Source organism: Kribbella monticola (assembly GCF_003261635.1).
GTDB lineage: Bacteria > Actinomycetota > Actinomycetes > Propionibacteriales > Kribbellaceae > Kribbella > Kribbella monticola.
In genome coordinates, this window is sequence record NZ_QFXK01000010.1 from 135628 (window position 1) to 159602 (window position 23975).

Annotated in this window: 24 protein-coding genes; 6 read left to right on the plus strand and 18 right to left on the minus strand. The window is 67.1% G+C overall.

Annotation, left to right across the window (positions count from 1 at the left end):
• Nucleotides 1-52: 52 nt before the first annotated feature.
• Complete coding sequence (locus DIZ26_RS06690; RefSeq protein ID WP_112238812.1) at nucleotides 53-1273, minus strand: MFS transporter; 1221 nt, start codon at nucleotides 1271-1273, stop codon at nucleotides 53-55.
• A 70-nt stretch (nucleotides 1274-1343) separates the two neighbouring features.
• On the opposite strand from DIZ26_RS06690, the gene DIZ26_RS06695 reads away from it, so the two are divergent.
• Nucleotides 1344-2288, plus strand: a complete 945-nt coding sequence (locus tag DIZ26_RS06695) for a GlxA family transcriptional regulator (protein ID WP_112238813.1) — start codon at nucleotides 1344-1346, stop codon at nucleotides 2286-2288.
• Between the two features lies 1 nt (nucleotide 2289).
• On the opposite strand, the gene DIZ26_RS06700 is transcribed toward DIZ26_RS06695, so the two are convergent.
• The 7 genes from DIZ26_RS06700 to DIZ26_RS06730 form a co-directional block, all read right to left on the minus strand.
• Nucleotides 2290-3447 (minus strand): epoxide hydrolase family protein, encoded by a 1158-nt coding sequence (locus DIZ26_RS06700; RefSeq protein ID WP_112238814.1) that lies wholly within the window; start codon nucleotides 3445-3447, stop codon nucleotides 2290-2292.
• Nucleotides 3448-3490: 43 nt separating this feature from the next.
• Nucleotides 3491-3871, minus strand: coding sequence for a nuclear transport factor 2 family protein (locus DIZ26_RS06705; RefSeq protein ID WP_112238815.1), 381 nt, complete (start codon nucleotides 3869-3871; stop codon nucleotides 3491-3493).
• 48 nt (nucleotides 3872-3919) lie between these two features.
• Nucleotides 3920-4642 carry a sulfite exporter TauE/SafE family protein gene (locus DIZ26_RS06710; protein ID WP_112238816.1) on the minus strand — a complete coding sequence of 241 codons (723 nt, stop codon included), beginning with the start codon at nucleotides 4640-4642 and terminating at the stop codon, nucleotides 3920-3922.
• A 3-nt stretch (nucleotides 4643-4645) separates the two neighbouring features.
• Nucleotides 4646-5410 (minus strand): metallophosphoesterase, encoded by a 765-nt coding sequence (locus tag DIZ26_RS06715; RefSeq protein ID WP_112238817.1) that lies wholly within the window; start codon nucleotides 5408-5410, stop codon nucleotides 4646-4648.
• A gap of 49 nt (nucleotides 5411-5459) precedes the next feature.
• Nucleotides 5460-6458, minus strand: coding sequence for an ArsR/SmtB family transcription factor (locus DIZ26_RS06720; RefSeq protein ID WP_112238818.1), 999 nt, complete (start codon nucleotides 6456-6458; stop codon nucleotides 5460-5462).
• Between the two features lie 93 nt (nucleotides 6459-6551).
• Nucleotides 6552-7595, minus strand: a complete 1044-nt coding sequence (locus tag DIZ26_RS06725; protein ID WP_112238819.1) for a glycoside hydrolase family 5 protein — start codon at nucleotides 7593-7595, stop codon at nucleotides 6552-6554.
• Between the two features lie 147 nt (nucleotides 7596-7742).
• Entirely contained in the window at nucleotides 7743-8639 is an 897-nt protein-coding gene (locus DIZ26_RS06730; RefSeq protein ID WP_198675950.1) for an LLM class flavin-dependent oxidoreductase, read from the minus strand.
• Between the two features lie 61 nt (nucleotides 8640-8700).
• On the opposite strand from DIZ26_RS06730, the gene DIZ26_RS06735 reads away from it, so the two are divergent.
• Nucleotides 8701-9105 carry a MarR family winged helix-turn-helix transcriptional regulator gene (locus DIZ26_RS06735; protein ID WP_112238820.1) on the plus strand — a complete coding sequence of 135 codons (405 nt, stop codon included), beginning with the start codon at nucleotides 8701-8703 and terminating at the stop codon, nucleotides 9103-9105.
• 55 nt (nucleotides 9106-9160) lie between these two features.
• Here the strand turns inward: DIZ26_RS06735 and DIZ26_RS06740 are convergent, their stop codons facing one another.
• Nucleotides 9161-10132 carry an alpha/beta fold hydrolase gene (locus tag DIZ26_RS06740; protein ID WP_112238821.1) on the minus strand — a complete coding sequence of 324 codons (972 nt, stop codon included), beginning with the start codon at nucleotides 10130-10132 and terminating at the stop codon, nucleotides 9161-9163.
• A 212-nt stretch (nucleotides 10133-10344) separates the two neighbouring features.
• Here DIZ26_RS06740 and DIZ26_RS06745 point away from each other — a divergent pair, with 212 nt between their 5' ends.
• Entirely contained in the window at nucleotides 10345-13161 is a 2817-nt protein-coding gene (locus DIZ26_RS06745) for an AfsR/SARP family transcriptional regulator (RefSeq protein WP_232828192.1), read from the plus strand.
• A gap of 51 nt (nucleotides 13162-13212) precedes the next feature.
• Here the strand turns inward: DIZ26_RS06745 and DIZ26_RS06750 are convergent, their stop codons facing one another.
• The 9 genes from DIZ26_RS06750 to DIZ26_RS06790 form a co-directional block, all read right to left on the minus strand.
• Nucleotides 13213-13407, minus strand: a complete 195-nt coding sequence (locus DIZ26_RS06750) for a hypothetical protein (RefSeq protein WP_112238823.1) — start codon at nucleotides 13405-13407, stop codon at nucleotides 13213-13215.
• A gap of 122 nt (nucleotides 13408-13529) precedes the next feature.
• Complete coding sequence (locus tag DIZ26_RS06755; RefSeq protein WP_198675951.1) at nucleotides 13530-13964, minus strand: S26 family signal peptidase; 435 nt, start codon at nucleotides 13962-13964, stop codon at nucleotides 13530-13532.
• On the minus strand, nucleotides 13961-15811 hold the full coding sequence (locus DIZ26_RS06760; RefSeq protein WP_198675952.1) for an ABC transporter ATP-binding protein: 1851 nt from the start codon (nucleotides 15809-15811) through the stop codon (nucleotides 13961-13963). The genes DIZ26_RS06755 and DIZ26_RS06760 overlap by 4 nt, the downstream gene beginning before the upstream one ends.
• A complete protein-coding gene (locus DIZ26_RS06765) occupies nucleotides 15808-16320 on the minus strand; it encodes a TlpA family protein disulfide reductase (RefSeq protein ID WP_112238824.1) in 513 nt (170 codons plus the stop codon). The genes DIZ26_RS06760 and DIZ26_RS06765 overlap by 4 nt, the downstream gene beginning before the upstream one ends.
• Nucleotides 16321-16333: 13 nt before the next feature.
• Nucleotides 16334-16843 carry a MauE/DoxX family redox-associated membrane protein gene (locus DIZ26_RS06770; RefSeq protein WP_157979609.1) on the minus strand — a complete coding sequence of 170 codons (510 nt, stop codon included), beginning with the start codon at nucleotides 16841-16843 and terminating at the stop codon, nucleotides 16334-16336.
• Between the two features lie 121 nt (nucleotides 16844-16964).
• Entirely contained in the window at nucleotides 16965-17771 is an 807-nt protein-coding gene (locus DIZ26_RS06775) for a COG4705 family protein (protein ID WP_112238826.1), read from the minus strand.
• A 62-nt stretch (nucleotides 17772-17833) separates the two neighbouring features.
• Entirely contained in the window at nucleotides 17834-18562 is a 729-nt protein-coding gene (locus tag DIZ26_RS06780; protein ID WP_198675953.1) for a GntR family transcriptional regulator, read from the minus strand.
• Between the two features lie 186 nt (nucleotides 18563-18748).
• Nucleotides 18749-19723, minus strand: coding sequence for a glycoside hydrolase family 16 protein (locus DIZ26_RS06785; protein WP_198675954.1), 975 nt, complete (start codon nucleotides 19721-19723; stop codon nucleotides 18749-18751).
• Between the two features lie 217 nt (nucleotides 19724-19940).
• Nucleotides 19941-20933 (minus strand): hypothetical protein, encoded by a 993-nt coding sequence (locus tag DIZ26_RS06790; protein WP_157979610.1) that lies wholly within the window; start codon nucleotides 20931-20933, stop codon nucleotides 19941-19943.
• 307 nt (nucleotides 20934-21240) lie between these two features.
• Here DIZ26_RS06790 and DIZ26_RS06795 point away from each other — a divergent pair, with 307 nt between their 5' ends.
• The 3 genes from DIZ26_RS06795 to dnaN all read left to right on the plus strand — a co-directional run bounded on the left by DIZ26_RS06795 (nucleotide 21241) and on the right by dnaN (nucleotide 23829).
• Complete coding sequence (locus DIZ26_RS06795; RefSeq protein ID WP_112238829.1) at nucleotides 21241-21909, plus strand: peptidoglycan recognition protein family protein; 669 nt, start codon at nucleotides 21241-21243, stop codon at nucleotides 21907-21909.
• A 63-nt stretch (nucleotides 21910-21972) separates the two neighbouring features.
• A complete protein-coding gene (locus DIZ26_RS06800; protein ID WP_112238830.1) occupies nucleotides 21973-22617 on the plus strand; it encodes a dihydrofolate reductase family protein in 645 nt (214 codons plus the stop codon).
• A 99-nt stretch (nucleotides 22618-22716) separates the two neighbouring features.
• Nucleotides 22717-23829 carry a DNA polymerase III subunit beta gene (gene dnaN, locus DIZ26_RS06805; RefSeq protein WP_157979611.1) on the plus strand — a complete coding sequence of 371 codons (1113 nt, stop codon included), beginning with the start codon at nucleotides 22717-22719 and terminating at the stop codon, nucleotides 23827-23829.
• Nucleotides 23830-23975 lie beyond the last annotated feature (146 nt).

Below are 23975 nucleotides of genomic sequence, written 5' to 3' on the forward strand. Positions count from 1 at the left end.
TCGCGACCGGCCGCCGCGACGATCAGCCTCCGTAACTCCGCCAAAGCGCTCTTCACCCGCTCAGGCTATGACCAGCTTCATGATTCCGCCGTCCCCGTGACCGGCTGAGGATCGTCAGGAGTGCGGCGATCAGCATCGCGGCGACTGTGGTCAGTGCGGTGATACCCCAACCGAACCACGCCACGGCCGAGGGTCCGTACGCCGTACCGAGGCTGCCGCCGACGAAGTACACCACCATGTAGCCGCCGTTCAAGCGCGCGGGCGCGGAAGGGTCGATGGCCAGCACCGTGCTCTGATTCGCCACCTGGGCTGCGAAGAGGCCGGCGTCGAAGAGCGCCAGGCACACCATCGTCACGGCCGGAAGGTGGAGGGTGGCGGCGCCGATGACTGTGGCGGCCACCGCCAGCGCCAGGCCGGCCAGAATGACCTTGCGGGCGCCGACGCGGTCGGTCCAGCGTCCGGCGACCTGTGTTGCTGCGATCCCTGACAGCCCTGCCAGGCCGTAGAAGCCGATGCGTTCCGGCGAGTAGCTGAAGGGCGGCTCCGCGAGGGCGACGGCCAGGCCGGACCAGATGGTGCAGAACGCGAAGAACCACAGGGCGCCTCGCAGTGCGGCCGACCGCAGGGCCGGATGGCGTACGAAGAGCCCGGGAATGGAACGGATGGTGGCGAGGACGCTCCCGGAAACAGCTGCCCGGCTGTTGGTCAGCAGGCGCACGCACAAGAGGGCCAACCCGGCGTTCGCGGCGGCGAAGATCAGCAGGGTGGCCCGCCATCCGAAGTGATCGGCCAGGAATCCGCCGACGATCCGCCCGCCGATGATCCCGGCCGAGATCCCGGACGTGACGATCCCCAAGGTGGTGCCACGCCGGTGCGGCGCCGCCAGCCGCCCGACGATGGAGCTCATCCCGGAGCCGACCACGGAACTCGTACCGGTGATCGCGATCAGCAGCCCCAGCAGCGGCACATCCTGGACCGTCGCGGTGGCGGCCAGGGTGACGGCGAGCGCCAGGAATTGCGCCCCCAGAACTCGCCGAGGTGAAAACCGGTCGACCAACGGAGTCAGGACCAGCAGGCCCAGCAGGTAGCCGATCGGTCCGCAGGCAAGCGCCAGGCCGATGTCGCCGATCGGCGAACCTAGCGAGCCGGCCACCTCCGCGACCGACGGCTGGAGAACGTACAGGGTCGAGGTGCCCAGCGCGGCGGCGACCGACATGAAGATCACTGCGGCACCGCTCAGCTCCACTTGCTCAGTGGTGTCTTGAAGAGTCATATCTTCACCGTGGCTGGGCGGGCAGCCGCTCAACAGTGACCGATCTGACCGCATTGCTACAATTTCGGACATGACCCATGTCGTCGCCCTCGCGCTCAGCGAAGGCGTGCCGATCTTCGAACTGGCGGCCCCGTGCGCCATCTTCGGCGAAGATCGCAGCGAACTGACCGGCACCGACTGGTACACGCTCAAGGTCTGCGGCCCGCCGGAAGCGCAGGTGGATCGGTGGTTCGCCGCGACAACGCCGTACACGTACGACGATTTGGCCGTCGCGGACACCGTCATCCTGCCGGCCTGCCACGACGCGGGTCTGCGGCCGGCACCCGACCTGGTCGACGCCGTACGAGCCGCCGCGCACCGGGGCGCCCGGATGGTGTCGATCTGCACCGGCGCCTTCGTCCTGGCCGCCGCGGGCGTGCTGGACGGACGTCGGGCGGCGACGCATTGGATGCACGCGCCGACGCTGGCCGAGCGCCACCCCGACGTCATCGTCGACCCGGCGCCGTTGTTCATCGACCAGGGCAACGTGCTGACGTCGGCCGGCAAATCAGCAGGCACGGACCTCTGCCTCTACCTGGTACGCAAGGACTACGGCGCCCACATCGCCAACCAGGTCGCGAGGATCCTGGTCGCGCCACCCCAGCGGGAAGGCGATCAGCGGCAGTACGTCGATCCGCGGCCTGCCCCGCCAACCAGCGACAGCATCGGCTTCACCATGCAGTGGGCACTCGAGCACCTCGACGAAGGAATCACTGTCGAGCAACTCGCCAGGCATGCTCGGGTCAGCGTCCGCACCTTGCACCGGCATTTCGTTCAGCGGACCGGTGCGAAACCGCTGGAATGGCTGAACAATCAACGCGTTCAGCGCGCCCAGCAACTCCTCGAAACGACCGACCTGCCGATCGAACGGATCGCCGGTCTGGGTGGCTTCGGTACGTCGGCCGCCCTCCGCCGGCATTTTCAGGACGCCCTCGGTACCACCCCGGACCTCTACCGCAGAACCTTCACCGCCTGACTCAGCGACGGTTCGCCAGGTCGCGGAAGAAAGCGCGGATATCGGTGACCAGGAATTCCGGTTCTTCCAGGGCGGCGAAATGGCCGCCGCTCGGGTAGGACGTCCAGCGGACGATGTTGTTCGTCTTCTCCGCGATGTGTCGCAGCGGGATGAAGTTGTCATCGGGGAAGTCGGCGAGTGCCGTGGGCGTGGTGGACGGCTCGATCGGACCCGAAGAGGCGGCATGGTTGCGCTCGTAGTAGATCCGCGCGGCCGAACCGGCGGTCCTGGTGAACCAGTAGAGCGACACGTTGGTGAGCAGGTGGTCGCGATCGATCGGGCTGCCCGACCACTCCTCGAACTTCTCCGCGATCCAGGCCAGTTGCCCGACGGGGGAGTCGGTCAACGCGTAGGCGACTGTCTGCGGACGGGTGGCCTGCAGGTCGGCGTACCCCTGCTTCTCCTTGAGCCAGCCCTCGAACCGGTGCCATGACGCCCACGTGCGTTCGCGTTCCGCGGGATCGAGCGGCGCGAGTTCTTCCTCGGTCGGCTCGGAGGTTGCCCCTGCGCCCGGGATCAGGTTGAGGTGTACGCCGATGACGCGCTCGGGGTGGATCCTGCCGAGCTCCTGCGAGATCGCCGCACCCCAGTCACCACCTTGTACGCCGTACCGGTCGTACCCGATGCGTTGCATCAACTCGGCGAAAGCACGGGCGACTCGGGCAGCCTCCCAGCCGGTCTCGTGGGTCGGTCCGGAGAGTGTGAAGCCGGGGATGCTCGGCATCACCAGAGAGAACGCGTCCGCCGGATCACCGCCGTACCGGCGTGGGTCTGTCAGTGGGCCCGCGATCTGCTGGAACTCGACGATCGATCCGGGCCAGCCGTGCGTGATCAGTAGCGGTGTCGCGTCCGGCTCGGGCGATCGGACGTGCGCGAAGTGGATGCGAGTGCCGTCGATCGTGGTGGTGAACTGCTCCCACTCATTGAGCCGCGCCTCGGCCTTCCGCCAGTCGTACTCGTGCCGCCAGTAGTGCACGAGTTCCTGCAAGTACTTCAGCGGTACGCCGTACGCCCACCCGACGCCGGGCAACTCCTCCGGCCAGCGCGTCATATCGAGACGCCTGTGAAGCTCGTCGAGCTCGCCCTGCGAAACATCCAGCCGAAACGATTCGATGCTCATAGCAACACCCTCTCGCACACCGGCCCGGTGCCGCATTCGGGTTTCAGGCCGTGACGACGCGCGGCCCGGCATGACCGGCAAGGCAGACCCAGCGGCCGGCCACCAGGACCCACGTCTGCGTCATAGGCATCCGAAAGGCTTCGACTCCTACTCCCGCATCGACCTGATCGGTCACCACACAACGCAATACGGCGGCGTCACCGACCACGACCACCTCGATGTCGGTCAGCACCTGTGTATGCCAGACCAGCGATCCCGACGTGTTGGACGCGACATACCGGTCCCGATCGAACTGCTCACCACGATGCGAAGTCCAATGAAATTCAGGATGAAGCAACGCCGACAACCGCTCGCCATCCCTCGCCGCCAACGCCTCCGCCCTCTCGAGCGCAGCCCTCACGACCTCGTCCTCAGCAGCTCCCACGAGCCCATCTTCCCAGCCCGTCGAACGGGGCGCGTGTCCCGCGGGTGCTCAGAGGCCGGCCAGGAACATGGTGCCGGCGGTGAGTAGGGCGAGTTCTACCAAGGTGATGAAGAGGCGGTCGGTGGTACGGCGGAGGACGTGCTTGCCGGTCCAGGTGCCCAGGAGAGTCGCGGGGGTCAGGGCCACAGCGAGGAGCAGGGTCTGCCGGCTGATGAGGTTGGTGCCGCCGTACGTGACGATTTTCGTCAGGTGCATGAGGAGCGCGCTGGTCGCTTCGGTCCCGATGTAGGCAGCGCGGGTCAGGCCGTAGGCGAGGAAGAAAGGTCCGGTCAGCGGGCCGACGGAGCCGAGGAGGGCCGAGCCGAGCCCGGAGGCAGCTCCGACAGCGGCGAAGGCCGGGTCGCTGGGTGGGCGCGGCGAGGGGCGGAGCCGACGCCAGACGACCACGGCGATCAAGAACAGACCGAGTAGGCGTTTCAGCGGCGCCAGTGGTGCATGACCGAGGAGGAGGCCGCCGGCTACTGCGAATGGGATCGCTCCGAGCGCGAACCATGCGACCAGTGGCCAGTGCAGCTCACGGCGGTTGATCCAGGCCCTGGCGCCGTTGCTCGACAATTGGGTCAAGGTCAGCATCGGTACGGCGACCCGCAGGCCGAAGAGTGCGGTGAACACCGGCAAGAGCAACGCACCGCCGCCGAATCCCGCTACTGCGGACAGCGAGGCTAGTGCGAAGGCGGCCGTGGACGCCAGGAGCAAGGTCAGGGGGTCCACGGTTCAGAGGGTGGCGAGGAGGAGGGCGCCGCCGTCGAAAACGCCGCCGTCGATCGCGGTGGCGCGCCTGTCGGCGTACCGGTAAGGGCGGCTCGGCGATCGCAGGCCGAAATGTTTCGTGAGCGTGCTGTGGCCATGGACCACCTGGTCGACCTCGTAGGTGGTGAGGACGCGATCGAGTTTGCCGTTGAGGAAGGCGCGTCGCGAGCTCAGTACGTCGCAGAGCCGAACCCAGTCGTCGACGTCGGCGGAACGGAGTACTCGGGCTGTCTCGATGTTGACGACGTCAATGGTCGCGCCGAACTCGAGGTAGCGGTCGGTGTCGGAATGCATCAGCAGTACTTCGTTGTGCCGGGCAAGGGCAGGTAGGCCGGTCAGCCAGTCGAGGTGATGGCGTTGCAGCCCGTCGAGGTCGGTCTGTCGTCCGCCGAAGGCGCGCCAGCCGCTGTGCCAGTCCGAGTACGGCGCGAGTGCGGGTACCGGCTCGGATCCGAACCGATGAGCAGCGAGGAACTGCACCTCGTGGTTGCCGAGCAGTGCGCCGACCCTGCCGCCCGCCGCAGCGGCACCGGCCTGCAGCCCGATCACCAGGTCGATCACCGCCAGGCCACTCGGACCGCGATCGATGTAGTCGCCCAGGAACCACAACGTGGAACGGCCACCGGTCCACTGCCCGGCTGCGTCGGTCAGACCAGTTGCCGACAGGACCGATCTCAATTCGGCGACGTGACCGTGTACGTCGGAGACGGCGTACGTTGCAGGAGTCATTGGCAGTCCAGATCACTGGTGGGCAGGCCGGACCATTGTCAGCGGGCCGCTACCGCGGCGGCATGGATGAAGCCAGGTCCTTCAACATCTCCTCGGCGAGAGCGGTACGCCGGTACTCCACGGACCGGCCGACTCGGGTCGACTGCAGGAGACCCACAGCCCGTAGTGCACGGAGATGCTGGTTGACCGCGGACACGCTGATCCCGAGGCGGCGGGCGAGTTGGCTGGAACTCGCGGGTTCCGCGAGTCGCGTGAGCAAGCCGGCTCGGGTCTCGCCGAGCACGTTCGCAAGCGCAGCCGAAGGAATTGGCGAGACCTCCTCCCAGACAGTCGCGACGCCGCGGGCGCCGTAGACGATCAACGGCGGTCCGGCTGGATTGGCCGGGACGGCGGTGTGCAACGCGAACAGGCTCGGCATGAGAGCGAGCCCGCCGCCGTCGGTCACGACGTGACGGGACAGCGCGCCGGGGATCTCGACTCGCACGAGCGGGGGAGTGAAGCTGAGGCGATCGGAGAGACCCGAGAACATAGCCCCCAGGCCGTCCCGCGCGCAGACTCGGCTGCGGTAGCCGATGTCGGCTTCGAGGACCGCCCTGAACTGCTGCCAGTGCGGTTCGATCGCGGCTGTCCAGTACGCCTGCAGCCCGGACACCAGGCGGGACAGGAGTTCGGTCGCTGTTCGAACTGATGGCGCGCCTTCTCGCCGTACCGGACTTGAGATCGCGGCGAGATCAGCTTGGACCTGCTCGGGATCGGTGCCGGCGACCCTCGCGAGTTCGTCGTCGAAACAGGCGTACGGCGCCGGTGGGATCGGGCTGAGGAAGTCGGGCGACCAGCCGCGAGAGGTCAGTGACGACAGCAGAATGCCGAAGTCAGGTAGCTGCCGCAGCTCAGGCAGTTGCCGCACCCAGGCCTGGTGGAACGGGTACCGCGCGGGGTTCTGTACGACGCGGAGGCTGAGCACGGCCTCGCTCAGCGGCGAGATCACGAACCGCACCGACGCCAGGTCGGCCGAAGTCAACTCGTACTCGATCATCGGCTCCGTCATGACGGCTCTGCCGCGGAGCCCGCCTCGGGCTACTGCGAGAGGGCAGATCGGTGGTGGCCGATCTGCCCTCTGTGTTGGGTTGTTGTCAGCTGGTCACAGGCCCCAGCCGTATCGGATGCGGTCTCGGCCGGAGGAGTTGCGGATGGTGAGGTTGAGATTGGTGCCGCTGCCGCTCAGGGCGAACATCGAATACCAGTCGTAATTGCCGCCGTCGGTGGGCTTTCCGCCGAGTGCGGGCCAATAGGTGCCACCCATTTGATTGTCCCGCATGACCTGGGTGACGGCCCGCAGATATCGCACGTAGTTGTCGGTGCTGCTCGAATTCGCATAGTTCAGGCCGGTGGACATCGGCGCGCCGTACTCCGTCATCACCGCGCGGGAGGCGCAGTTTCCGAGCCGGGTCTGGATGTGGCTGCGGAAAGCGTCGTACGTCATCGGGCCGTAGAAGAACGTGTAGTAGTGGAAGGACAGCAGCGTGCCGCTGAAACGGCTGTCGTTGCAGATGTCCCGCAGGTCCTGGCTGTAGCCGGTGCCGCCGATGAGTACTCGGCTGCGCACGGCCGAATAGTGGTAGTCGAGCCAGTCCGCCGCGACATTCCGCCAGTCCGCCGAACTGTAGCCGTGCGGCTCGTTCATCGGCTCGAAATAGACGTTGGTGTTCGCGCCGTAGGTGCTGGTCACCCGGGACCACATCGTGTTCCACGCGGCGTAGTCCGTGACCCGGCCGCCCGAAGCGGCGCCGTCCTCCCAATAGGCGAGGATGACCTTGAATCCGCGCTCGGCGGCGGCGTCGATGGCGCCGCGGTAGTTGTTCCACCAGGTCGTGCCGACGGTGTGGGTGTTGATCGGCAGCCGGACGGTGTTGACGCCGACCGCCGCCAGATCGTCGTACACGGCATTGGCCTTGGCGCGCACGGTCGCGTTGCTGTCGGTCTGGCTCAGTCCCGAAATGACGAGCGGGCCTTTGCTGAAGTTGTCACCGAGAACGGCCCAGTTCATACCTCGGAACTGATTGGTGGTGGCGCTGGCCGGCGTCGACGTCGCGACGAGGCCGCCCAATGCAAGGGCGGCCACCACCAGCAGGGTCAGCGATCGACGTAATACGGTGCTGCGGGAATGGGGCGGTCTTCCGTTCATCGTTTTGCCTCTTCTGAGCGCTCGAGGGTCTACGGCTTTACCTGTTCAGGAATATCCGGCCCGCACCGAGCGGTGTCCATCCGTTGATCAGAGGTGGGCACGAACGTTCAGATCCGAACACGCCAGGCGTGATGAAACTGAATCATTTCAGGAGGTTGGTTCGATGATTTCTTTGATCAGCCAGGCGACGGCGTGGTCCGGGTACGGTCGCGGAAGCGAGAGGACGATGTGATCGAAGCCCAGTGCGATCGCCTTGCGCACGATCGCGCGCGTCTCCGCCGGGTCGGAGTACGAGACGATTTGCTGCAGGGAGCGGCTGATCGTGGCGGGGTCCCGGCCGATGCGCTCGCACTCCGAGTCGAGCCGTCGTAGCCGGTCGGCGAGGGTGTCGAAGTCGGTGTGTGGTGGGCCGCCGATGTTCCAGCTGTCGGCGTACTCCGCAACGAGTCGCAGCATCCGGTTGCCCCAGCCGCCGATGAGAAGCGGCGGGCCGGGTCGCTGGATCGGCTTCGGCTCGTTCCGGTTCTGCTCGAGGGTGTAGTAGCGGCCGTGGAAATCGAACACGTCCTCGGTCCACATCCCGCGCAGGATCTGGATCGTTTCGCGAAGCCTGTCGACGCCCTCACCTGGCGGCACCAGCGTCAGCCCGTAGGCGGCGTACTCCTCGATGGCCGGGTTGGGGCCGGGGATTCCGCTCAGGCCCGCCGGCTGGTGGGTGCCGCCGGCTCCCAGGCCCATGACGAGCCTGCCGCCGGAGATGACGTCGAGGGTGGTGGCGATCTTGCCGAGCACCGCCGGCGGGCGGATGCGGTTGCTGGTCACGAGCAGGCCGAAGCGGAGACGGACGGTCTGCGCGGCAAGTGCTGTCAGCAGCGTCCAGCCTTCGTAGATCTCGCCGTCCTTGGGGCCGGCGAGCGGGAGGTAGTGGTCCCACAGCCACGCGTCCTGGATCTGCGGGGCCTCGTCGGCCTCGAGCCAGACGCGCTGAATATCGGCGTACGGGACATGCATCGGGGTCGTCTTCAGGCCGAAGGTCACAGTCATATCGTCAGCGTAACTGATGATCAGCGCACCTGACGATCAGGAGAGCGGTAGATTGGGCAGCATGGTGTCCGACCGGTTGGGGTATCTGCTCAAGCACGTGCTGGCCGAACTCACCGAGGCCCAAGCGGCAGCGCTGGCGCCACAGGGGCTCAACGGCCGCGATCTCGCCGTACTGTCGGCCGTCGCGTCGGGGGAGCCGTTGTCACAGCTGGAGGTCGCGGCGCGGCTTCGGGTCGACCGGACGTCGATCGGAGACCTGCTGGACGGGTTGGAAGAACGAGGTCTCGTCGAGCGCCGGCGCAGTACGGAGGACCGCCGCCGCAACGTGGTCGTCCTGACCCCGCAAGGCGAGTCCACGTTCGAAGCGGCCGAACGAATCCGCCTCGACGTCGAGCGCAGGTTCCTCGCCCCGATCCCGCATCCCGACCGCTTCCGCAAGGACCTGCGACTCCTGCTCGGCGAATGACGAGTTGTCGCCGACCTTCTGGCCTGTCCCAAAACATCTAGACGTCGCCTGCGGGCTAGCCCAGGAAGGCGGTCAGTTCTGCGATGACGGATTGCGGGTTCTCCTCGGCGAGGAAGTGGCCGGTGCCGGGGACTTTGTGGACGCGTACGTCGGTGCCTTGGTTGGCCCACACGGCTTTCATGGTGTCGTAGCTGTACTCCGAGGTCAGCCCGAGGAACGGTGCCGTGATGCGGTCGTAGCCGGCGAAGTCGACGACATCGGTGTGGAAGGCCTGGTACCACGCGTTGCCGGCCCGGATCGCCTCCGGACCGGAGTACGCGTGGGCATAGACCCGCCGCGAGAGCTCGTCGATCATCGACGGGTCCGGCGGGAAGGCATTCATGAAGTAGTCGACCACGTACCGCGAACGGCCGGCGATCAGCTGCTCCGGCAGGCTTTGAACCTGGTTGAAGGCGAACCACCAGAGGCTGAAGCCCTGCCCGGGCTTGACCAGCAACGGCAGCTGGTAGAGCGACTCGTCGGGGTGCCCGACATCCATCAGGACGACCTTCCGCGTCGCCGCTCGGTGGTTGACCGCGAAGCTGTGCGCGACCATCGCGCCGATGTCGTGGCCGGCGATGTTCACCGAGTCGTAGCCCAGGTGCCGGACGAGCTCGTAGACGTCGCGCGCCATCGTCTTCTTGTCGTACCCGTCCGCGGGCTTGTCCGATCCGCCCATGCCACGAAGATCGACGGCGATCACGGTGTAGCGCTTCGCCAGCGCAGGCAGGATCTTGTGGAACTCCCACCAGGTCTGCGGCCAACCCGGCAGCAACACCAACGGCTCACCGTGCCCGCCGATCACATAGTGCTGTCCCTTCGCGTACTTGCTCCGCAGCCCGAGCTTCCGCGCCAGCGCCGCATCCGACGGCACAGCGCCGGCACTGCTCGTATCCACAGCCGCAGCAGGCGTCGCCACCCCACCCGCACCCGCCACAGCCGCTGCCCCGGCACCCAACGCCAGCAATCGCCTCCGGTTGATGTCCATCCACCCCACCCTTCTCCAGGCGCCACCGCCCACCGGCGCCGCCACTGCCGCGACCCTAGGACGCCACTGGCTCACTTGGGCCAGAAACTTGACGACCTCGCTGCGGGTGACGACTTGCCAACAGGCGGCAAGGCGGCTTGAGTTCGTAGACTCAGGCGGGTCTGCTTCGATACGCGAAGGGGTGGGGGGCGCTGGAGGCGTCGTTGCGGCGGGTGGAGTTCCGGGTCCTTGGGCCGCTGTCGGTGACGTGTGGTGGCGAGGAGTTGCTGCTGGGTGGGCCGAAGCAGCGCGGGCTGCTGGCGGCGCTGCTGCTGAACTCGAACCGGCGGGTCGCGCTCGAACGGTTGGCTGGGTTGCTCTGGGACGAGCCGCCGCAATCGGCGACCGCGAACCTCCGAACCTACGCGTCCGGCCTGCGCCGGGTGATCGGCGATCGCCTGCTGGCCCGGGACGGCGGATACGAGTTGGTCGTCGCTCCGGGGGAGTCGGACGTCGAGCGGTTCGGCGAACTGGTGTCGCGTGGCCGGGCGGAACTGGCCGCCGGGAATCAGTCGGCGGCGGACATCCTGCTGCGCGAGGCGCTCGACCAGTGGCGCGGCCGATGTGGTGAAGACTTGCCTGGCGATATCCCGCTGGCCCGGCACCTCGGTCTGCTCGACGAACAGCGCCTGCTCGTCCTGGAGGACAGCCTGCTGCTGCGGTTGGAGCTTGCCGACCTGCGCCAGACGGTGACCGAAGTACGGGTGCTGCTGACCGATCATCCGACTCGGGAGCGATTGTGGGCCGTGCTCATGACCGCGTTGTACCGAAGCGGTGATGTCGCCGGATCCTTGGCCGCCTATCGTGCGGCCGCCGACGCACTGGACCGCGAACTAGGTATGCGGCCGGGCCAAGAGCTACGTGATCTGCAACAGGCGATCCTGGCCAGGGACCCTGCCCTGGAAGGCACTGTCAGGACTCCCGCTGCGCCGGTGTCCGACATTCCTCGGCAGCTGCCGAGGGACAGCCGGGTGATGGTCGGCCGCGATGACGAGTTGGCGGCGATCATGACGGTCTGCTCCGGTGCAGCCCGGGACCCGGCCCAGCCGAGGGTGGTGTCGATCGACGGACAGGCCGGAGTCGGCAAGTCCGCGCTTGCGTTGCGCGCCGCGCATCTGCTCGCCGGGAGACATCCCGACGGACAGCTGTACGTCGACCTGCGCGGCACCACGACTGGACTCGAACCGGTTTCGAGCGTCCACGCGCTGGCCGGACTCCTCCGCGCGTTGGGGGACCCGCACCAGACCAGCCTCGACGAGCACGAACTCTCCGCCCGGTTCCGCACGATCACAGCCGATCGCGCGCTGCTGCTCGTACTCGACAACGCCAGTCACACCCAGCAGGTGCTGCCACTGCTCCCGGCCAGCGGCAATTGCACCGCTCTCGTGACGAGCAGGCGTCGGCTCACGACGCTGGACGCCTCGTTGTGTCTGTCGCTGGACGTGCTGTCGCCGGAGGCGGCCCGCGCCACGCTGACGGAGTACGGGCCGCCCGGCGAGCAGGACGAGGGTGCTGTCGCGGATGTGGCCGAGCTCTGTGGGCGACTGCCACTAGCCCTTCGAATCGCGGCAGCCCGTCGCGCCTCGCGTCCGGACTGGTCACTCGCCGAGCTGGCCCGCCAGCTCGCTGACGACCGGCGTCGCCTCGACGAGCTGAGCACCGATGACGTCAGTGTCCGGGCGGCCTTCGCGGCGACCTTCGACGCACTGCGCTTCGGCGACAAGCCCGGCGAATCCACGGCCGCCGAGCTCTTCCGGCTGATGGGTGCACTGCCGTTGCCGACGTACGGCGAGGAGGTGCTGGCCGCTCTCGCCGATGTCACCGAGGCAGAGCTCAAGTCGGCGCTTCGGCGTCTTGTCGACCTGCATGCGGTCGAGCCTCGGGCGGGCCGATTCGTGTTGCACGATCTCCTGCGCCTGTTCGCTGCCGAACTTGCCGAGCACGAGCTGGCCGAATCCGAACGCGAGGCTGCGCTGGCCCGTGTCTTCAGCTACTGCGCCGAAGCTTCCCGGCAGGCGCGCGAGCAGTTCCGACCGGTACGACGTGATCTCCCTGTGGTGTTGTCGATCGCCAAGCAGGCAAAGCGTCCAGAGTGCGACACGATCGACCAGGCGGCGATCTGGTTCGATTCCGAGCGCGAGGCGCTGCGGGCAATGGTGGGGATTGCTGATCGCGGTTCGGCAGCGCTGTACTTACCGACCACGGTCATCGTCGACGCGCTCTCGACCGACCTGGAACGTGACCAGCGGCTGCCCGAAGCGATCGAGCTCAACGAGACACTGGCCCGCATCGCCGAGCGGAACGGCGACACCGTCGAGGCAGCCGAGTGCTGGCGCTATCTGGCGAGTTGTCATCAGCGACTCGGCAATCGGGCGCTTGCGCGCGACTACGTGGCACGGGGTATCGAGCTGGGCCGGAAGACGGGCCAGACCACCCGGCTCGTGTCCGCCCTCAACACGCTGGCGATCTTCAGCACCGAAAGCGGTGACTTCGATGCGGCCGAATCCCTGCTGACAGAGGCCCTGGGCCTGGTCGGCGACAGCGACGAGGTCGCACTCGGAATCCTGCTCAACACCCAGGGGATGAACGCGCGCTGGGCCGGTGACAACGCCAAGGCCGTCGAACATCTACTGGCTAGCTTGGCGATTCGAAGCCGGGTCGGAGACCGCGTTGGGCAGGCCTACACGAGGTACCAGCTCGGGCGGGCGTATCTCGCCTCAGACCAGCTTGAGGACGCGCTGCTCCACCTGGACGCGTTGGTCGATCTGGCCGTCGACCTGTCGGCCCGTGATCTCGAGCGGGAGGGCCGGATCGCCCGGATGCAGGTCTTCAATCGCCTCGGCCGCGTTGCCGACGCCCAGGACGAGCTGGCTCGGGCGCTGGACCTGTGCGAGGTCGTGGGGCAGCTGACCGCTCGATCCCAGGTGCTCGTGGCCGCCGCGGATCCTTCCGCCGACCCCGAGCGGGACACGGCCCTGGCAACCGCGTGACCGGCCGGCGATGTCCCGGGGTGACGCCTGCCACCCCGGGACGGCGTACGGTCAGCAGCTCCCGATGTGCTGCCAGGCACCGCAGCTGATGGTCGCGCACTCGACGTTCCGGTAGCACGTCCGGCGGAACTTGACGTGGTCGAGGCACTTGTAGTCGTAGTAGGTCACGGGACAGGCCGACGCCTCTGCCTGTGGCACGATCCGCGCCAGCGCCTGGTCCGCAACCGCCCTGAGTTTGGTGAGCATGCGAGTCCTTCCTTGGTCAGCCGGTCGGTCGACCGGATTGACGCTGACGCTAGGCACGCGGCGTACAGATCGGGATCGATGGTGCATACAGGTACGACGTACTGCGTTGTTCGTGCGCACCGTCATCGGCCGAGCTGCCGCAGTACGACGCCGAGCAGCCGGTCGATCGCGTAGCCGCCGGCCGTCCGCGAGTCGACACTGTTGGCCGCGTTGTCGCCCAGGAGGATCAGCTGTCCGGCCGGAACGGTCAGCTGTGGCACGCGTCGGGCGACCTCGGGCGGCACCACCTCTCCGGGCAGGCCGGCGATCCGCTTCACCACCCATCGGCGGTCGCCGACAGCGCCGAACGGAGGTGACGTCGACGGGGACGCAGTCACCACGACGACGTCTCCTCGCCGGAGCTTGTCGGCCGAGGTCCGGCGGACCAGTAGCCGGTCTCCGGGCCGGTACGCCGGCTCCATGCTGCTGCCGTCCACGGTGATGACGACATAGTGACCGCGTACCCACCACAGGATCGTCCCCGACAACACAGCGGCGACGAGGAGCGGCCGGATCACTGGGCCAGTTCCTCCAACTGATAACCGGAGGCCTGCTTGCGGAACAGACCGGCGTACACACCGCTCCGCGCGAGCAGGGCGTGATGGCTGCCTTGCTCGATGACGCGGCCCTCGGACAAGGTGATGATCAGGTCCGCTTCCCGGAGTGCGCCGAGCCGGTGCGAGATCAGCACGCTGGTGCGGCCTCGACGCAGGCTGCGCAGGCGGTTGTGCAGATCGTGCTCGGCGTCGGCGTCCAGGCCGGAGCTCGGTTCGTCGAGGATCATCAGATCGCGGTCTTCGCGCAGCATCGCCCGGGCGGTTGCGAGCTTCTGCCACTGGCCGCCCGACAGGAACGCGGTGCTGCCAGGCCCTTCGCCGGCCTCGTCGTCTTCGTCCGACTCGTCGGCTTCGACGGCTTCGTCGGCGAAGTTGCGGCTGAGGAGGGTCCGGTAGCCCTTGCCCAGCGAGCGAATCGCCGCGTCGACACCGGCGTTGCGACCGGCGGCCTCGATCCGCTTCAGGTCGGTGATCGCGCTCAGGTCGCCGAGGCCGATGTTCTCGGCCGCGGTCAGGTCGTAGCACATGAAGTCCTGGAACACCGCTCCGATGCGCAGGCGCAGCTCGGCGACCGGGACGTCGCGAAGGTCCACGCCGTCCCAGAGGATCGCGCCACGAGTCGGGTCGTACAGGCGGCAGAGCAGCTTGACCAGCGTGCTTTTCCCCGCGCCGTTGTGCCCGACCAGGCCGACCGCCGAGCCGGCCGGGATGGTCAGATTGACACCGGCCAGCACCCACGGCAGGTCCTCGCCGTAGCGAAACCAGACATCGCGGAATTCGATTGCATGCCGCAGTACCGGCAGGGCGCTGGGCCGGGCCGGCTCGACGAGGTCGGGCTCGGTCCGTTCGACCTCGCGGAAGTGCTCGAAGACCAGCAGATCGTGATTGAGCTCGGCAACTGCCATCACCGCACCGCCGATCCCGCTCTGCAACGCGGCAACCGCGGCGACCACCATGGTGAGGTCACCGGCGGTGAGGCTGCCGCCGACCGCTGTGAACGCCGCCCAGACAAGGCCGGCGCCGCTGACCAGTGCGGCGAGCAGCGCGAGGCCTGTTTGGGTGGCGAAGTCACGACGGTCGACTCCGCGCCGCAGTACGTCGGCGGACCGTCGCTCCGCCAGCATTCGATCCCCGAGGAAACCGGCCAAGCCGAACAGCCGGATCTCCTTCGCCGCCTGGATCTGGGTGAGCAGACTGCTGTAGAAGATCTCCCGTCGCTCCAGCGGACTGGTGTTCCACAGCAGGGCCGCACGTCGGCGGCTCATCGCAAGCTGCGCGAGTACGGCGGGCACTGCCGCCAGCACGACCACGCCGGTGACGAGTGGACTGAGGGTGAGCATCGACGTCACGAAGCCGCTGACGACGACCAGAGCTTTGCCCAGGCTCAGCAGCTCGCTGAGGAGCTGGCATGGCGTGCTGGATCCCGGGGAATCGGCGACCCGGAGCCGGTTCAGAAACTCGGGATCCTCGAACCGCCGCAGGCCCTGCAGCCCGGCGACGGCATCGAACAGGCGGCGCCGGGCGACGAGCCCGGCTCGTCGGCCGAGCTCGTTGCCGAGGTAGTTGTCGACCGGCGAAAGGACACCGACCAGCAACGCACTGAGTGCGAGCAACAGGACCGGGGGCGCAACCAGGGCCACGGTTGGATCAGGCCCGGTCAAGCGATCCAGCGTGTACTTCGTGCACCATGCTGCGGCAAGCGGTGCGACCCCCTGAACGACCATGACGAGTGCCCGGCCGATCACCAGGTGCGGCGCTGCCTGCCACGTGAGCAGCACCGCCGAACGGGTCGCGGCGAATCTGCTCACCGCGCGGTCACCATCGGCAGGCCTTCGACCGTCGTGTCGGCGGCAGCGACCCGGCCGTCCTCGTCGAGCAGGAACACCGCCGGGTAGCCGTGCGCCGACAGGGCATCGACCACGCTGTCGCGTTCACTGGCGACCACCACCCGGGCGACCGCGGCGAGATCATCGGCGGCGTCTGCTGCGGTGCCGTCGACGATCACCGCGAGGACCCGCTCGCGATCCAGACCGGCGGCGTACGTGACGAACCGCGGCAGCGCAGCCTCACAGGGCGGACAGCCGGGGGAGAAGTACCCGACCAGGGTCTGGCCGCCGCGCAGGTCGTGCTCCGAGAGGGTCTGTCCGTCGATCGTCGCCGCGGTGAACGGACGGATCGCGCTTCCGATGGGGAGCGGTTCGGGTGGTAGCTGGACGGGATTCATGGTTCGCATCCGCCGGATGATCGCGAGCGTGAGAAGGAGATTGAGCATGCCCAGCACAGCGAGGAGAACGACGGCGACAGTCAGATACGGCATGAGAACTCCTGTGTCAGCGTGCGGTCGATGGCGTGAACAACTCGGCGAGATCGTCGAAAGCGACCAGCAGCGCGGCGCCGATCAGGCCGGCGAACACTGCGGTCAGAACGCCGCCTGGATGGGGATCGCCGGCGGTGTTGGTGAGCAGCCCGCCGAGCGCGATCGCGGCGAGCAAACCGTTGCGGACCAGGTGCTTGCGGCCGAGCGGAGCGCCAGTCGCGCCGAAGCAGGCGCAGTTCGCGCTGACACCGCGCATGAGCAGCACGACAATGCCCACGCAGAAGAGCGTGAGCAGGCAAAGGCAGGCGATCAGGCCGACGGCGGCCGACAACGGCACGGCCAGCGCGCAGCCAGACTCGGTCGCGACGATCCCGGTTGCGACGACGCCGGCGTACCGGTTGGGCAGTAGACCGAGCGTCCGTACCGACTGACGGAAGGTGGCGAACCCCCGCAGCTTGGCGATCGCTGCCCAGCCGAAGACCGCGGTGAGCAACGCCTGGCTCGCAACGGTCAGGTACTCCACAGCATTCACTCCTCGATCGACTGACTCTCGGAGTGGACGCTAGAAGCACGGCATACAGACACCTGCACATCCGCTGTACAGCCGCAGGGGCCGGTCAGGTGGTTACGCGAGGGGACGGCTTCTAGGGCGTTGCGTCCAGGGCCAGGTCCGTTTCGCTGGCCGTTGCGTCACGGGCGTGGACGGCGGCGTGGTCGACGTCGCTGTGAGTCAGAGCAAGGTAGGCGACGAGTGCCGCGAAGAGGAGCAGGCCGATTCCGGTGACGGGGCCGGTGCCCCAGCCGACGCCGCCGTCGTGGGTGCCCTTGCCCAGCCAGTCGGCGACGGAAGCGCCGAGCGGCCGGGTCAGCACGTACGACGCCCAGAACGCCACCGTGGCGTTGAGACCGAGCTTCCGTAGGCCGAGCGGCACCACGATGAGCACGGCGAAGAGCAGGATCGACCAGGTGAAGCCGAGCCCGAAATCGATCGCGGTGGCGTCGCCGACAGCGGTGCCGAGACCGAACGTCAGCAGGACGACGCCCCAGTAGAACCGCTCGCGTCGCGCGGTGGTGATCGAATGCACCGAGATGGTGCCCTCGCTACGCTGCCACCAGGTGAGCAGACCGCAGAGGAGTACGAGGTAGACGATGGAGTCGAACCAGTACGGCGTACCGAGTGCTACGTGCGGTCCGTCGGCGATCATTGTCCCGAACAGCGCGACCCCGAGGACGGTGGCCCAGTAGCGCACTGGGTGGTAGGTCTCGGCCTTCAGCTGTATGTACAGAGCTGTCGAGAAGGCGCCGATGCCGATGACAGCGGCCAGCGGGATGCTGACGGTGCCGAGGAAGTCAGAGCCCGTCTCGCCGATCCCGGTGGTCAGCAGTTTGATCACCCAGAACATGAGGAAGACCGCGGGGACCTTGGGAGCCGGGAACACTCGTGTTCGCATGGTCCCGAAGGCTAGATGTCCCAAGCTGACAATCAGCTGAGTGCGGCTTCCAGGCCGGGGGACTATTCGGCGTTTGGAGGATCGGCGGTGGGCTTGGTGAGGCCGAGGTGGGTGGTGACCTGGTAGCGATCACCGCGGTAGGCGGCGCGGGTGAACTCGAACCTGCGGCCGTTCTGGTCCCGGGTGGTTCGCTCCAGGATCAGGATGGGCGCGTCCAGCGGAAGGCCGAGCAGTGCCGACTCGATGGCATCGGCCGCTGCCGCCGCGTGGGTTTCCTCGGCGTCGGTCGGGATCACGCCATAACGCTCTTCGAGCAACGTGTAGAACGAGTTCTGTTCGATGACTTGTACGTCGAAGTCCGGGACGAGCTCCTGCAGGACGTGGATCGTCTCCAGACAGATCGGGTCGCCGTTGACGAGGCGTTGCCGGGCGATCCGTAGTACCGGTGTGGTGGGGGTGACCCGGAGCCGGTTGCCGATCAGGGTGCCAGCCTGGATCGTGGCGTGGCTCAGGACTCTGCTGGTCCAGGTCCCGGGGGCCGTCGCTGCGTGGGTGCCGGTGATCTGCTGAGCGACCTTCGCGCTGCCGACGAACATGCCGCGGCCGTGCTCGCGCACCAGCCGGCCGTCGCGGACCAGGTCGTCGACGACTGCTCGCAGGGTGGGACGGGAGATATCGAGCTCGGCAGACAGTTGGCGCTCGGACGGGATCGCCTCACCGACGGGCCGCGACTCGACCAGGCCGAGCAGGTACTCGCGTGCCCGATCTCGCTTGCGCACGCTGCCTGCCACGAGGACCCATCCTTGTCGACGCCGGAAGGTCTCGCATCTTACGCCGCCCTGCAGGCTCGACTGACTGCTTCGGAATGGTCCCACCGGCCGCGGCGGCCCGGGTGGCGGCTGCGCAGGCGTCGTTTCACCTGCTGTGGCGCAGGAATCAGGCCCGGGCTGATTCATGCGCCACAGCTCGTGCTGAGCTCAGTGCTCCGGCGGCTGGTAGTTCTCGCAGTTCCCGGTGTTGATCATGGTGTCCTGGTAGCGGGTGTCGTGATTGCGGTACTTCTCGACGCGAGCGTCGGCCTGTGCGGGCGAGACCGTCTCGTTCTTGGCGTAGTAGGCCCAGTCGACCTGCTCGCGGTACTCGCTGGTTGCCGTGCCCTGGTGTGCGTCCAGGTCGATGAACCACAGATTCCAGTTCATGCTCATGTCCTGGCGCGGCAGGACGGTGTTGCCGTCCTGGTCGACGGTGTGGTCGGCGGTGAGCTTGCCGTCGATGAAGTACCTGACGTGGCCGTTGCCGACCTGCGTGACATAGGTGTGCCAGCCGTCGAGCGACCTGTTCTGGTGATTCTCCGCGGTCCGTGCGTCCCACGGGTCTTCGCGGAACGTGTGCCAGCTTGTCTGGTAGTTGATGGGGCCCGTCTCGCCCCAGCCCCCGTTCGGCAGGTACTCGGTGAAGTCGAGCTCGCTGTAGATCGGGTCGTAGTCGAACCTCGTCGGGCCGATGGCGAACGCGGTCTCGTTGATGTGGTCACCATCGGGTCCGGCGGCCGGCTTGTCGGCGTACCGGACCCGGGTCGCGTAGGTCCCGTTGCGCAGGTTCATGGTGGTCCGGCGGAGCTCGGCGTTCGTCGTACCGGCGGCTGTGCCGTTCGTCGTCGCCCGGAGCTGAGCGACCGTCTGGCCGCCAGAGCTGACGAAGGAGACGTTGCTCGCCGGCCACGCCGAACCCGGCACACCTGGGCCACCCATCTCGCTGCGCGCATTCCAGCCGTGTGCGGCGAGATCAGGATCGGTGGCCGACTTGTACTGGAAGTCGTCGAACAGTACGCCGCACGCACCTGTGCTGCGGCCGGCCTGCCCGGTCGACCCGACGGCGGCAGTCGCACCACCCACCATCGAGGCGATCGAGACGGCTGCGACGAGGAAGCTTGTCGTTCGCTGACGTGACATGGCTACTCGGTTCTCCTTCACGGCAAAGATCGGGCGGAATGGCTGCCTGATGGTCGAGCATGAATCCCGCACGAGCGAACCGCAAGAGTTTCGCGCATCTTTTGGAACGAATCCAGCATAAGTAATTCCAGGGCAGAATACTGGTAAATACCAAGCTCTGCTATTTGCACTTTCCTGCCGCCCGGAGGCGCCAACGGTGGTATTTACCACTGCGGTGCTAAGGCTTGGCAACCTTCGAGGCGAACGCCGCCTTGACCTCGCCCTCGACCCGGAAGGCGTCCTGCTCGCCCTCCAGCTTCACGTACGCCTCGGTTATCGCGTCCCGGGCGTCTGCCGCGAGCTCTCGGAGGTCGCCCGTCTCCACCGGGGTCGGGTGCTTCGTCCCGGTGACCTTCTTCCAATCGGCGACGAGCTTCGTCAACGAAGTATCGACCGCCTGAAGTCGCTGGCGGAGTGCCGTTTCGGCCGGGGTCAGATTCTTCGCCGCGCTCATTTGCTTGAGTTTCGGCTGCAGCACGGCTGACTGCCAGGTGTCGAAGGTCTTCAGGTGTGCGGCAGCAGCCGAGAGCTTGGAGCCCGGCGCCGCCAAGGTCACGAGACCTTCAAAGGCGTCCGAGTGCCGCATGAGGAACTCGAGGAACTCCTTGTGCGCGCCGTACATGACGTCGAACATGCGCTTCGCATGAGCGATCTGATCGGCGTCCAGCGGATCGCCGTACTTCGAAGCCGATACCGCCTTGATCACGTCCTTGCGGATCTTGGTGTCCGCAAAGATCTGGTCGACCGTCTTCTTCTGATCGAGGAGCGTGCGGATGATCAAGACATCCTGATCGGTATGACGCGACTCGTGATACAGCGTCCCGACGACATCCGTGACCTCAGCCTCGGTCAGATCCTTGAGGCGCTTCGCCGTCGTACTACTGCTGAACTTCGAAACATTCACCTTGACCTTCCAGACCCCGGAGTCGAAAAGCCCTGCCGCGCCCGCGTCGGAGACGAATGTCCACCCGAAGAACGGAACCCCGTACCCCTTCAACTCCACCCCGATCACCTTCAGCAGGGCATCGGCGAACTTCTGCAGCGACATACCGGGCTGCGTTGTCCACAGCTTGACGGCGTCGTTCACGTACTTGTCCTGGCTCGTCTGTTTGTCGAGGCCATAACTGGCACGCTGCACAACCGGCGCACGTCCGGCCAGCAACTGCCCCACAACGCGATTCCCAGCAGCCCGCTGCAGCACGACAACCGACTCCCGATCGACCCGGCGCCGCCCCACCCCACCGACATCGCGCCGACCCGCCCCCTCCCGCGAGCGCGCGCCACCACCGTCCGGCACCCTCCCTGCATCAAAACGGCGCGCTCGCACGGGTCACCCCTCCCGAAGCCCCTTCGACCGTACGCCGCCCAACCCAAACCAGCGACCCCCGCCAAGCGCCGGACCTCCGTCGAGAACCACGCGAGGCGAGATCACCGCTGGTTCGGTTTCGCGGGTTCGTTCGTAGGGAATTTTCTTTAGCATGACCGCCCCAGGAAATATCCAACGTGCCCGGGTCTCCCGGCGTGCGCTGCTCGGCGCGACCGCCGGCGGCGTACTGCTCGGCGGCGCCTTGCTGCCCCAAGCCGCGCAGGCAGCTCCGGCGCCGCGCTGCTACACGCGTACCGAGTGGTCGGCGCGCCCGCCCACCTCGGCGACCCAGGTGATCGGCAAGCCCGACCACATCGTCATCCACCACACCGCGAGTGCGAACGTAACCGACTACTCGCTCGCGGCGGCGTACAAGGTTCAGCACTGGATCCAGGACCTGCACATGGACACCAACGGCTGGATCGACATCGGCAACCAGCTCACGATCAGCCGCGGGGGCTTCCTGATGGAGGGCCGAAGCAAGTCGTTGTCGGCGATCAACAACGGACAGAACGTCCTCGGTGCGCAGACCGCGAACAACAACAGCCACACGATCGGGATCGAGCACGAGGGCCTCTACACGAGCGTGAACCCGACGGTCGCGCTGTTCGATATGTCGGTGCTGACGTGCGCCTGGCTTTGTACGAAGTACAACCTCGACCCGCACGCGGCGATCGTCGGGCACCGGGACTACGTCTCGACGACGGTGTGCCCAGGTGACGTGTTCTACTCGCGACTTCCGGAATTGCGGAACCGCGTCGCGGACGTCATGCTCGGTTGATGTCAAGAAGGCCGTGACTGCTCCGACTCAAGGGTGAACGCTAGCCCTGAGAGGATCAGAAACATGTCAAAGGTACGAGTGCACAACTTCGCGATCTCCCTGGACGGGTTCGGCACCGGTGCGGGCCAGTCCAGGGAGATGCCGTTCGGTCATGCCGGCGAACGGCTGCACGACTGGTACGTCGGCACGCAGTACTTCCAGCAGATGCGGGGTGAGTCGGGCGGGACGCAGGGTGTCGACAACGCGTTCGCGCGGCAGCACGACCCGGGGATCGGCGCGGAGATCATGGGCGCCAACAAGTTCGGGCCGCCCGGCTGGCAGGACGACGCGGACTGGACCGGATGGTGGGGGCCGAACCCGCCGTTCCACTCGCCGACGTTCGTGATGACGCACCGTCCGCCGCCGCCGATCGAGATGGCGGGCGGTACGACTTTCTACTTCGTCGACGCGCCGGCGGCCGAGGTCTTGGAGCAGGCGCGAGCGGCCGCCAACGGCGCCGACATCCGGCTCGGCGGCGGCGCCACGGTGATCCGCGAGTTCCTGACCGCGGGACTGATCGACTACATGCACCTCGCCGTGGTCCCAATCGTCCTCGGCCGCGGCGAACGCCTCTGGGACAACCAGGAGTCCCTGGAGGACGCGTTCGACATCGAGGCGATCTCAACGCCGAGCGGCGTCACGCACCTCACCTTCATCCGCAAAGTCTGAACAGCTGATGCGGCATCTGTTCGACACAGTCGCAGCGGTCACTCACCTTCGATCTAGCTGAAGGTTCGGCGCTTCACCGGCCCTCCTAAGCTGCGGCGGGTGCAGCTCAGAGCAGATCAACAAGAGTTCGCGACCGCCGTCGGCTGGGTCGCGAAAGGCCTACCTCGTCACACCGGTACGCCGATCCTTCTGGGCCTGCTGCTCACGGCCGGTCCGGACGGCGCCACAATCTCCGGCACGGACCAGGCCGTGTCGGCCCGGATCAGCCTGCACTGTCAGATCGATGCCGAAGGCACCTGTCTCGTCCCGGGACGAATCCTCGCGGAGATCACCAAGCTGCTCCCACCAGGGCCGGTCACGCTCACCGCAGATGGTCACCGGTTCGCCATCAGTTGCGGGGATGCCGTCTACTCGCTTCCCTTGCTACCACTGGCCGACTACCCGGCAACCGGTTCACCTGCAGCGGAGTACGAGTTGGCGCTCGAGGCCGGCGCGTTCGCCGCGGCTGTCGAGCAAGTCGCTGTCTCCGCCGCGCGGGACGACGTGGTCCCGGCGCTGACGGGGATCAACCTCAACTTCTCAGGCGACGCGGTCGAGCTGGCAAGCACCGACCGGTACCGGCTGGGCATCGCCCGCGTCGAGGTGACCGAGCAAGCGAACCCGTACGAGGTGCTTGTGCCGGCGAAGGTACTGGCCGAGCTGACCCGGGCGTTCGCGGGCGACGGCGGCCGCCTCCTGCTTTCACTCACCGGCGAGACGTTTCACCTACGCAATACCACCCGCTCGGCTTGGGTCCGCACGCTGACCGGCCCCTACCCGTCGTACCGGCGGATCGTTCCCCAGCACACCCCGATCAGCGCCACCGTCGACCGCCTGGCCCTGCGAGACGTCGTCAGACGCCTGAGCGTCGTCGCCGACGGCATGACGCCGATCTGGCTCGAGCACGGCGCGGGCACGCTCCGGGTCCGCGCCGGCTCGGACGACGACGCGTCTGGAGCTGAGACTCTGGCCAGTACCGGCACCGGAGACGCCTTGACTATCGCCTTCACCGCGCATCTCCTGCTCGACGCGATCAACTCGTTCGACAGCGCGAAGCTGACCACGGCGTACACGGGTGCGCGAAAGCCCGCCGTACTGACCGGTGCCAACGGCAACGGCGAACCGGACTGCGACTACCTGCATGTGCTCACCCCACGCCTCCTTCCGCAGTAGCAGCACGACGTTCGCCGCTGACCTACTCGCCCGGCCGAACAGCGTTGTCGCGTGCGCAAGGCTGGCTATCCGCTGCGAATGCACCCGACGCCGAACTCTGGTGCGGCGCCGGAGGCCGGTCTAGCATCCGCCTACAACTCGGGTAG